A 9,303-nucleotide genomic window follows, 5' to 3' on the forward strand; every position below is an offset into this window, starting at 1 on the left:
CAAATTCAATCTAAAGTGCTATATTTCCCTATGGGAAATGTAAAGATTCTCTTAATTCAGCATTGGGCAAGTTTGCGGGATTATCGATTTACAAAAGTGGCATAGGGCTGCTTTATTACTACATAAGCAGTCGGTGGGTTGGCTTCAGCTTCGGTGTTTACATCTGATGCCCTTTTATGAAGAGTCTGTATTTCAGGTGTAAAAACTGACGTAATTCATACGTAGATTGGTTAGGCTTGATGTTATCAATCGGCCCCCAGCAAAGCGTTGATAGAACAAGTCTGTTGCTCCCGGATGCAGCTTTTGGTATCAAGAATAAAGAGATTGCTGTTTGTGCCTAGAAAGAGGCGTTTTAAACTGTGAGCCAACGGACAGCCTATCAAAGTCGATCAATTAGTCCTCATGAGCAGGCGCTCTATAACCACCTGCTGGAGTCTGTTGAGCAGGAAACTCCAGAGCAGCTCATCAATCGTTTCAAATCTCTCTTTATTGATGGAGTAGGTTATTCCGACCCAGAGGCTGTCATTGCTCTAGATCAAATTGTGTCCTCTGGGGAGATAGAAGAATACTTCCACTTCATCCTGAATCGCTGCTGTCATATTTTGCTAAATCGTTGGCATAGCCGTCCACAGCTACAATATGCTGTCCCACTATTGATTGATGTCTTTGATCTTGAGCCTTGTCGAGAGATCAGAGACTATGGGAGAACCCGCCAGGTCCGGCAATTGCGACAGGTCGTGGGGAAGTTCTCCGAAACTGAGCAGTATTTAACGCTAAAGCGCTTAGCGCGGTTGGTTAATGCCGATCGCCTAACCAACAACCAAAATCGTCCTTTGGGAAATCTTATTCAGAGATATCCCTACCTCTATGAGCACTGCCTAGTCAGTGAAGGTAGTCCTGAGGAGCACTATAAAAACATTCGGCGGATTCAAGCTAAGGCCCAGCGACAATTCGAGGTCAATCTCTCTCAATATGTCACTTACCGTGTGCGTCAAGCTCGTCTCAAACGACAGACTTCGGAGCCTGACATCCTATCTCGTTTGCGCCCAATTGATAATCCAACCCTGTTGAGCGATCGCGAATTGGTCAGTTCTCTGAATCAGTTCTCTGGCAAGGTCGATCATGGCCGGAGCTATGCTGACTCGGCTCAAGTCTTCCTACAGCGGAACCAAATGTCTAGCTTCGGCGAGTTCAAGCGCGACCTTTATGAGCATCTTAGCGCTTCTATTGATCCCGCTTACGGTTCTCGTAAATTTAATAAGCTACTTTCATGCCAATTAGAGAATATCTTTCCCCAGAATGAAGAACAGCAAATCAGCGATTTCTTAGTCATTAGAACATGTAGTCAATTGCTTAACTTCATGGTTTTAGAATCGCCTATTTGTCCTCAGCACTTTGTGTTCATTGATTTGATTAACAATCTCGGACCGCTGTTAGCAACAAGCTTACTCCTTAAAGTTGTTCTTATTTGCCGTAAAATTAGACCCTATCTTGAAAGGCGATTTTCCATTCTGTTCAATCATTACGAAGCAGTCTCTCAAAACAATGTCGAATGGCTAGTCAAAATGTTTGAAAACCTTAACGTAGCTTTTAGCGTAACGTTTGGCTCAATCGATATTGCGTCCTCATTCGTGGTTTGATCTTTTGTTAGATCATGCTGATGCTTATGGTGTTAAAGGGACCTTCAATCTTGTACCAAAGTCACATGAGATTTGTTCTTTTCAATGCATGACAGTCTTGAAATAGAATAGGCTTTGCAAGTCTTATGTCTGAGACACTATACATTCTGAATGGGATCTGATAAAGTTCCAGTGGTTTTTGTTGCTTCGAAGACGCTTTCAAAAAGAGTCTCAACTTTATGGACTTACCTTTGTCTTGCGATCGTGATGGCTGTTTGCATCTCAATCGGATCTTTAATATTTAGGAATACATCTATTTCTGTCAAGATCACTTCTTCTTGAAGTTGTGGGCATTAATTGAGATTGTTTTGGGGTGATCAACGTCTTTTAAAGTACAGAAATTAAACATTTTTTTGCGCATGGACAGCGGTACGGGAGAATTTGCGGAGATGTGCCTTTTCATGAAAGTGTTCTATCTAATATCGCGGATTTCTTTGGGTCATTTCATGATTTAATATCACGAAAGTAAGCCTGAAAATCGGCTGAAGAACACTCCCAAGTCATAGGGAACGACATTTGAATAATTCGATTTTCAGGCTTGAATCAGCAGTATTATGCTGCAGCAGAAGTAAATAAAACCGGCATCTACTAATAGTTTCTAAGATGGTAATTACACTTGAAAAACTGCCTGCAAAGCCGACTATTACAGTATCAGTCGTTGATTACAGGTTGTATGAAGACTTAATTCGCTCTATTAGAAAAGCGGTTTTTGTGAATGAGCAATGTATCCCAGCGGCAATAGAAAAGGATAGTGATGATTTGCTGTCGCAGCACGTCTTAGCTTGCTGCGGAAGGCAAGTAGTGGGTACTGGCCGTCTGACTCCAAAAGGCCGAATTGGTCGAGTTGCGGTATCTCGTCCAATTCGACGGCGGGGGGTGGGCTTCAGTATTATGCAAAAACTGCTTGAGGTTGCTCAGCAGGACAATCATCAAGCAGTTGTTCTAGCAGCTCAATATCACGCTATTAAGTTCTATGAAAAGCTCGGCTTTCGACGAGAAGGGGACGCCTTTACAGAAGTTGGCATTATGCATGTGATGATGCGGAAACAGCTCACTGCTTCCCTCTTATCGGATCAGTGGTACGCTAGCTGAGAACCAGCGTCTTGGGGCTAAAGCTGATCGGTCTCAGTTTTCAATTCTGCCCTCATCCCCCAACCCCTTCTCCCACTTTGAGAGAAGGGGAGCCGGAGAAAGTCCCTCTCCCAGTCTTGGGAGAGGATTTAGAGTGAGGGCTACAAAGGTGAGATGCACCTAGCTGATCTGCCTTAGTTTTCAATTCCGCGTAGCGATGCTAGGGTCTACTCGATAGCCGCCGTCGCAAGATGCGGACTTTGGCCGCAACGTAGAACGGAATTTGATAATACTCTCCAACTAGCCACAGCACGAAAGTGAGGTGAGCCAGCAGGGTAACCACAGCCCAAGCTGTTGAAAAAGTAATGTGGGGTTGAGGTTCAAGGGGAGGAAAAATAGAGCCTGAAAGCCAAACTAGCCCTGCGGGCACTATCGTCAACACGACAGCCGTAAAAATCACAAGTCTTGTAAAGCCTTCGGCATTTTCCCCTCTGACTAACCTCCACTGCTCACCGTTCCATGACCAAGTCAAGGGCTGAGTGCTATCAACGATTTGAACCTGCTGTGCTTCCAAGTTGGCAGCAAGAATATGGCGACAAAACGTGCATGAAAAAGCATCCGTCAGCACAATGGCCTCCAGCTTTCCCTGACGACAAACCGGACAGGGATAGGAACTACTCAAATTCAGAAGGCGCTCATTTTGTGGGGCCATGCCGTTGCAGATGCAGGTATTAAAGTCTCACAAAAAAGAGAAGTCACGTCTCTAATGCTGCCATACTTCCCTAAATTTTGCCTGGGAGAAAGCTCATTTTCCGCTAAACGTAACTTTTGGCGGGAATTTAGTTGTTGCCTTTCCGCTGAAATCAGTTTTTCTAGCCCACAATTCGAGGATATTCCTTGCCCTGATATTCCAGGATGATGAGAGGTTCTTGGGAAGATAGGTCGATTGATTTGATTCGAACCTGTCCGCCTGCAAGCAGATCGCCTTCGAAAAGATGTCGGCTTGTTTGACCGTAACCTTCGCGAACAATAACACCAACGCGATCGCCGACCTGCACAACGCCAGTCAGCTCAACTGCCTCCACCGGACTTTGAGGAACTGGACGCGCTTGAGGAATTCCTTGAGGAATCCCTGGATCAGGCGCAGCCGGAATCGAAATCGGTCCTCTAGCAACTGGGATAGGGGGCAGCGAAGGTAGCTGAGGCGCAGGGACAGCAACAGGAACAGGGGGCAAGTTAGGCACGCTAGACACGGGAGCCGTCGGTAGTGAAGTTGGACTTGGGTTCACCGCTGTTGCAGGCGTGCTGTCACTCGGAGACTCCTCATCGGTTTGAGAAGACGTAGTTGCCCCAATTCTCTGGGTAATGGGAGCAAAGGGATCAACACGGCCTGTCACAATATCCGAGAGCCTTTCTTCGCGTGAAGTCGAGTTTACCAACTCACTGGGCGTTGCGGCTTTGCGGAGTTCGGTCGACAGTGTGATCATAGGTGATTCGAACAGGGTTGTCGTTTCTGGCGCTGGCGCTGGCTGCTCGGTTGTCGTCAGCTCGCCTGTCTTCCCAGAACGGTCTGGAAGCGAGAGAAGTCGAACGGTTCCACCGATCGCTGCTGCCGCAATGACTGCACCAATAACGAGCCATTGAGGTCGTCGATATAGGGCCGTTGTATTCATGTGATCCACCGCCTTTGAGGCACACTCCCCACTTTTGCGTTTAAGGATAGCGAAGATGTTGAAAAGTGGTACAGCTGATTCCTAATTGCTTGGAATGACAGCTTTCATCGTCTAGGCTTATGCCGCCAATAGCATTCGGGTGCAGCCCATAGTCAAACGGCTTGCCGTCTCAGGTCCAGGCGCAAGGTCAATAGACTGAGAAATCTTGAATCCATAAAGGGCATCTTTAGCTGAGCAAGAAAGCTAGAACCAACGCGGTAAACTGATGTAGCGAGCAATCGCGGTGTGTTAAGAGACACGAAGTTTGTTCGGTATAGATGATATGCAGGTTTGTCAGCTGTGGCTAATCTAGTGATGCTATTAAGTCTGAGCTGAGCCATTGCATAGAAATTTAATGATGTTGAAGCATGTGTAGGCTGTCGTGACCCTAAGCTTAAATCCCTCTCCACTGTCGATGCCAGCTGCCCGAGTTGGTTCCGTTGTTGCAGCCCACCAGGGATGGAATGGGTTGATCAATGCTTATAGGGATTATCTGCCTGTGAGCGATCGCACCCCTGTGGTGACGCTGAACGAAGGCAACACACCGTTAATTCCAGCACCCGCGATCGCCAGCCACATTGGTCGCCAAGTCCAGGTCTACATTAAATATGACGGCCTCAACCCCACGGGAAGCTTTAAGGACCGGGGCATGACGATGGCCGTTTCCAAGGCTAAGGAAGAGGGCGCGGAAGCGATTATTTGTGCCAGCACGGGGAATACTTCTGCTGCCGCTGCCGCGTATGCAGCGAAGGGAAGTATGCGGGCCTATGTTGTGGTGCCTGACGGTTACATTGCCCTCGGCAAATTGGCTCAGGCGCTGCTCTATGGTGCTGAAGTCCTTGCCATTGAAGGCAACTTTGACGACGCCTTGGCCATGGTCCGACAATTAGCCGAGACGAAACCCGTAACCTTAGTGAACTCCGTCAACCCCTACCGCCTAGAGGGACAAAAAACTGGGGCTTTCGAAATTGTTGATGCATTGGGAGATGCTCCCGATTGGCTGTGCATCCCAGTGGGCAATGCGGGCAATATCACAGCCTACTGGATGGGCTTTTGTGAATATCACCAGCAGCAGACCTGTCGGAAACTGCCGACGATGATGGGTTTCCAAGCTGCCGGGGCCTCTCCTCTCGTTACCGGCGAGCCCGTTGCTAACCCTGAAACATTGGCGACCGCGATTCGAATTGGTAATCCTGCAAGCTGGCAGAAAGCCGTTGCCGTCCAAGAAGCCAGTCAGGGACAGTTTAATGCGGTAACGGACGACGAAATCTTAAATGCCTACCGTATCCTGGCCCGAGAGGAAGGAATTTTTTGTGAACCGGCCAGTGCAGCTTCGGTCGCAGGTCTCCTCAAAGTTAAAGACCAGGTGCCTGAGGGCGCAACTATTGTGTGTGTGCTGACAGGAAATGGGTTGAAGGATCCTTCGAGCGCGATCGATCACTGCAAGAACGCGGTCAAAACGGGCATTCCGGCAAACTTAGAAGCGCTTTCTGAGGTTATGGGCTTTTAAGTTGGTTAAAGCTTCAGACGGTGGGGCTTCTGGCGGCTGCTTGCAATGGGGCATAAGGCAACTCTACCGGCTTCGCGCCTCCTTTGGCCTACAACCAGAACAAATTGAACCTCGCAGCTTGTGAATTAACGAACCACTCGTAGGGACTGACAGCTTTCATCGGGACTGCCTGTGATGACGCCGCCGGCGTTGCGGATCCGCTGTAGATAACTGATCGCCTCAGCAGTAATCATTTCGCCGGGCAATATCACCGGAATGCCAGGAGGATAGGGGCATATTGCATCGGCACAAATTCGCCCGATCGCGGCCATCGTCTCGACAACTTCCGACTCAGCAAAAAAAGCGTGCCGAGGGGATAAGGGCGGCTGGCTCAAGAGCGGCATGTTTTTGAGGGAGCTGTGATCTAGTGCAGGCCATTGAAGTTTGCAATCGAGTTTGCAATCGAGTTTGAAATCGGGTGCTGTTTGGATGAGCGTCTTTAGGGAATTGACGAGGCGATCGCAATCCTCCTGACTGTTTCCCAAACTCAAGATAAAGGTCAACTGGCGTAATGTAGGCAGCTCAGCCGTCACTCCCAGTTGCGTATGCAGAAACTCATCTGCCGCGAATCCTGTTACCCCCAAAGCTGAGACATCTACCACCAAGCGAGTGGGATCCAGTTGAAAATGCCCGGGTGAGTCTGTGACCTGTTCAGACGATAGGACTCTGAGCGGGGGAAGAGCGATTAGGTGCGATCGCACAGTGCTGGCCAACTCCAGCGTCTTTGTCATCAGCTGTGTTCCTGCTGTTGCCATCTGCTGCCGGACCGCATCTAAGGACGCCAGGAGCAAAGCGTTGGGACTCGTTGATTGGGTTAACTGCAAGGTTTGTCTGAGTCGATCGCGGTCAACGCGATTGCCCTGAACATGAAGCATGGCTGCTTGAGATAGAGCAGAAAGGACTTTGTGAGTGGATTGAATCGCGATATCGGCCCCGCTGGCGATCGCGCTGGGGGGAAACTGAGGGTGGAAACTCAGGTGTGACCCGTGCGCTTCATCCACAATCAGGGGGCAGTTATTGGCATGAACGAGGTTAGCGATCGCCGTAATGTCAGCGCCAACGCCCTGGTAGCTCGGCGATACGATAAGCACAGCTTGCAGATCAGAATAGGTCTCAAAGGCTTGGCATATCTGCTCTGCCGTTACGCCAAAGGCAAGATCCCACGGCTCTTGGTGAAGGGGGGTCAGGTAGATTGGTTCAGCACCGGACAGCACCAAGGCAGACAGGACCGAACGGTGGACATTGCGAGGCACCAGGATTTTCTGTCCCGGTGAGCAGACCGCTAATATCGCAGCTTCAATGCCACAGGTTGAGCCATTAGCTAGAAAAAAAGTGTCCTCCGCACCGAAGGTCTCAGCCGCCAAACGTTGAGCATCGCGCAAGGGACCTACGGGAGCAAACAGGTTGTCCAGCTCCGGCAGTTCCGGCAGGTCGGCTTGCAAAGCTTGTGTTCCCATCAGCGATCGCAAAGCATTTGAGGCGCCCTGCCCCTGTTTGTGACCCGGCGCATAGAAAGCAGCGTGCGGTCGGGATGCGGCCTGGGCTAGTGCCGACAGCAAAGGGGTTTCGTTCTGTTCAAGTGAGGTCACTAATCCTATCGCTCGTCTTCTCAGGAAACTTTCAGGTTGGATTCAGATCCTCCTTTAGAAGCTGAAACAAAATCAAGGGGGTGACGGGTAGGCTAGGAGTCAATTGATGCAGAAAAATTTGAAATTGCTACTGCTTGGGGTTATGGGCGCGATCGCCTTCTCGTTTACAGGACTCGTGGTTCACGCCGGAGGCTGGGATAACTTTAAGCTTCAGCATGGATTCATCAGTCAGATCATTCACAATCAGAGCCTTGAATTTGATGACCTGCGAAAGCAGTCGGTCAATCCTGAGACCAATACCCGCATTGAACTGACAGAATTGCTGAACGGTGGCCCGCCCAAGGACGGCATTCCCAGCATTGATACGCCTCAATTTGACACCGTTTCAGCATCGCCTTTTCCAGCCAATGCCCCAGTTTTGGGTTTAGAACTCAATGGAGAATCCGTCGCGTATCCCATCGGCATTTTGAACTGGCATGAGATTGTCAACGATACCATTGGTGGCGTCAATGTGAGCGTCACCTACTGTCCCCTGTGCGATACCGGCATTGTGTTTGACCGAGGGGCAACAACTTTTGGCGTATCTGGCAAACTCTATCAAAGTTGTCTCGTGATGTACGATCGCACAGATGATTCCCTGTTCTCTCAGCCATGGGGTTTGGGGATCGTTGGATCCCAAATGAACCAGCCTTTACAGCGTTACCCCGTTGTCAAGACAACGTTGGACAAATGGACAGCCCTTCATCCCGAAACTAAGGTGCTGTCTGCTGACACAGGGTACGATCGCGACTATTTTCGCTATCCCTACGGCACCTATTTGACCGACACCAATATCATCTTCCCGGTAAGAAACCAGCAGCAGCGATCGCTACATCCCAAAGCAGACATCACTTACATCTGGGAAGCCGACAGCGCCACCCCCTTCAATGAGTTCTCTGGCGAGAGCCACCAGTTTGTTAATGCTGAAATCCGCGATCAGGGTGAAGTTCAGCTCGATTTCAACGGTCGCCCAATCCGCGCCTATTGGGACAGCGAGCTAGACACCGTTATCGTCACCGAGCTAGACGGCCAGCCCCTCGTCAGTTCTCCAGCCTTTGCCTTCGTTTACCCCGCATTCTTTTAGCGGAGTTGCATGACCATCCCAATCAACAGCCCAGGCCCTATCCATCCCACCGAAGCGGACTCTGCGCAAAACTTATCGGTGCAGGACGAAAAACTACGATCGCCCGCCCTCAAAACGCTGATACCAAATGATATTGATCAGCAGAGTGATGCCGAAAGCAGTACCGCCGCTTATCCAAGCTAAGGACGGATGATAACCGCCACGGGTCAAATTCTCCATCCATAGATGAGTCAACTCACTACCCACAAGTCGATCAGCGACTGCGGGAAAAAGATACATCAAAGACGCACCCACAATGAGCCAGCCCACCATCGAGGTCAACAAAAAAATCGTCTTTGCCGTGGATTGAGTGCCCATGACGCGATCGCGGTAAACCTGTTGTAAGAGCGTATCACTTTATCAAGACGGTTCTTACCGCCTTTCACGTCATGCTTTGGTAATTTTTCTTGCACTGGGGTCCTGAATCGTTTACCGTACTGAGCTATAGCTGTAAGCGTGCAGCTTGATTCCCAAAAGTTTGGTCATACGCCACTGGAAGGAGATTAGGGCCTCCAACCAGCGGCTAACCCCCAAGGCTGAA

The 9,303-nt window shown here is 49.6% G+C and carries 8 protein-coding genes; 4 read left to right on the forward strand and 4 right to left on the reverse strand.

The annotated features are described in order from the left end of the window. The first annotated feature begins 359 nt into the window (after positions 1–359). Together PN498_RS25590 and PN498_RS25595 are read left to right on the forward strand one after the other, a co-directional pair. On the forward strand, positions 360–1,640 hold the full coding sequence (locus PN498_RS25590) for a hypothetical protein (protein ID WP_272066291.1): 1,281 nt from the start codon (positions 360–362) through the stop codon (positions 1,638–1,640). A 642-nt stretch (positions 1,641–2,282) separates the two neighbouring features. Next, the gene (locus PN498_RS25595; RefSeq protein WP_272066292.1) at positions 2,283–2,771 is read left to right on the forward strand and encodes a GNAT family N-acetyltransferase; all 489 of its coding nucleotides are present in this window, start codon (positions 2,283–2,285) and stop codon (positions 2,769–2,771) included. Positions 2,772–2,970: 199 nt separating this feature from the next. Here PN498_RS25595 and PN498_RS25600 read toward each other — a convergent pair whose 3' ends face one another. Together PN498_RS25600 and PN498_RS25605 are read right to left on the reverse strand one after the other, a co-directional pair. Beyond that, complete coding sequence (locus PN498_RS25600) at positions 2,971–3,462, reverse strand: hypothetical protein (RefSeq protein WP_272066293.1); 492 nt, start codon at positions 3,460–3,462, stop codon at positions 2,971–2,973. 160 nt (positions 3,463–3,622) lie between these two features. Further along, entirely contained in the window at positions 3,623–4,423 is an 801-nt protein-coding gene (locus PN498_RS25605; RefSeq protein WP_272066294.1) for a hypothetical protein, read from the reverse strand. Between the two features lie 454 nt (positions 4,424–4,877). Between PN498_RS25605 and thrC the strand changes: the two genes are divergently transcribed. Next, positions 4,878–5,972, forward strand: coding sequence for a threonine synthase (gene thrC / locus PN498_RS25610; protein ID WP_272066299.1), 1,095 nt, complete (start codon positions 4,878–4,880; stop codon positions 5,970–5,972). A 125-nt stretch (positions 5,973–6,097) separates the two neighbouring features. On the opposite strand, the gene PN498_RS25615 is transcribed toward thrC, so the two are convergent. Further along, on the reverse strand, positions 6,098–7,600 hold the full coding sequence (locus tag PN498_RS25615) for an aminotransferase class I/II-fold pyridoxal phosphate-dependent enzyme (protein ID WP_272066295.1): 1,503 nt from the start codon (positions 7,598–7,600) through the stop codon (positions 6,098–6,100). Between the two features lie 106 nt (positions 7,601–7,706). On the opposite strand from PN498_RS25615, the gene PN498_RS25620 reads away from it, so the two are divergent. Next, on the forward strand, positions 7,707–8,723 hold the full coding sequence (locus PN498_RS25620; RefSeq protein ID WP_272066296.1) for a DUF3179 domain-containing protein: 1,017 nt from the start codon (positions 7,707–7,709) through the stop codon (positions 8,721–8,723). 93 nt (positions 8,724–8,816) lie between these two features. Here the strand turns inward: PN498_RS25620 and PN498_RS25625 are convergent, their stop codons facing one another. After that, positions 8,817–9,080, reverse strand: a complete 264-nt coding sequence (locus PN498_RS25625) for a hypothetical protein (protein ID WP_272066297.1) — start codon at positions 9,078–9,080, stop codon at positions 8,817–8,819. Positions 9,081–9,303: the final 223 nt, after the last annotated feature.

Source organism: Oscillatoria sp. CS-180 (assembly GCF_028330965.1).
Lineage (GTDB): Bacteria > Cyanobacteriota > Cyanobacteriia > Phormidesmidales > Phormidesmidaceae > Halomicronema.

Excerpts from the sequence above, each read along its gene's own strand:
- PN498_RS25595 (WP_272066292.1), top strand. The coding sequence starts at position 2,283 with ATGGTAATTACACTTGAAAAACTGCCTGCAAAGCCGACTATTACAGTA.
- PN498_RS25600 (WP_272066293.1), bottom strand. The coding sequence starts at position 3,462 with ATGGCCCCACAAAATGAGCGCCTTCTGAATTTGAGTAGTTCCTATCCC.
- PN498_RS25605 (WP_272066294.1), bottom strand. The coding sequence starts at position 4,423 with ATGAATACAACGGCCCTATATCGACGACCTCAATGGCTCGTTATTGGT.
- thrC (WP_272066299.1), top strand. The coding sequence starts at position 4,878 with ATGCCAGCTGCCCGAGTTGGTTCCGTTGTTGCAGCCCACCAGGGATGG.
- PN498_RS25620 (WP_272066296.1), top strand. The coding sequence starts at position 7,707 with ATGCAGAAAAATTTGAAATTGCTACTGCTTGGGGTTATGGGCGCGATC.
- PN498_RS25625 (WP_272066297.1), bottom strand. The coding sequence starts at position 9,080 with ATGGGCACTCAATCCACGGCAAAGACGATTTTTTTGTTGACCTCGATG.